This window comes from Acidiphilium sp. 20-67-58 (genome assembly GCF_002255515.1).
GTDB lineage: Bacteria > Pseudomonadota > Alphaproteobacteria > Acetobacterales > Acetobacteraceae > Acidiphilium.
On sequence record NZ_NCAS01000115.1, the window covers coordinates 1 to 1,024 of the forward strand.

The 1,024-nt window shown below is 59.6% G+C and carries 1 protein-coding gene; it reads right to left on the reverse strand.

Annotated elements, in window-relative coordinates; genetic code table 11:
* Positions 1 to 1,024 (reverse strand): 2-isopropylmalate synthase (locus B7Z76_RS16275; protein WP_291345308.1); only part of this gene is annotated, 1,024 nt, incomplete at both ends.

Below are 1,024 nucleotides of genomic sequence, written 5' to 3' on the forward strand. Positions count from 1 at the left end.
CGAGCATTTGGCTTGCGCGTCGGTACCCTCAGTCACGGCACCGACGGTAAATAGCCGCAATTCAGCGGTGTGCGGGAAAATCGCATGGATCGCATTAAAAGTGGCATCCACCGGGCCGTCGCCCAGCGCCTCAGTCACTGCCGCGGTGCCGTCAATTTCCAGCGACAATACAGCTTTGGCTTTGGCTTTTGAGCCAGCCCAGACTTCCAGGTCTAGGAATTTAATGCGCTGATGGTCGCGCATTACTTCGTCATCCACCAGGGCGACGATATCGTCATCATACACAATCTTCTTACGGTCGGCCAAATCCTTGAAGCGGCGGAAGGCATCGTTCAGGGCGTTATCGCCCAGTTCGCCATAGCCCAGGGTGGCCAATTTATCGCGGAAGGCGGCGCGGCCGGAATGTTTGCCCATCACCAGCGAGGTTTTCTGCCAGCCCACGCTCTCCGGCGTCATGATCTCATAGGTGGCGGCGTTCTTCAGCACGCCGTCCTGGTGGATGCCGGATTCATGGGCGAAGGCATTGCGGCCTACGATCGCCTTGTTGGGTTGCACATCGAACCCGGTGATGGTGGCCAGCAATTTCGAGGTTCGCAAAATCCGGGTGGTGTCGATATTATGGGTATAGGGCGCCACATCCGGGCGGGTGCGGATGGCCATGGCAACTTCTTCCAAAGCCGCATTGCCGGCGCGCTCGCCGATGCCGTTGATGGTGCATTCAATCTGCCTTGCCCCGGCTTTTACCGCCGCCAGCGTGTTGGCAACCGCCAACCCCAAATCATTATGGCAATGGGTCGAGAAGATGGCTTTCTCAGCCCCTGGCACACGCTCGCGCACCATGCTGAAAATCCGCGCCATATCCTCCGGCACCGCATAGCCCACCGTGTCCGGGATATTGATGGTGGTGGCCCCCGCCGCAATGGCGGCTTCCACGCAGCGGCACAGAAAATCCGGGTCGGTCCGGCTGCCATCCTCAGCGGACCATTCCACGTCATCGGTAAAGTCCCGCGCCAGGGTCACCGAA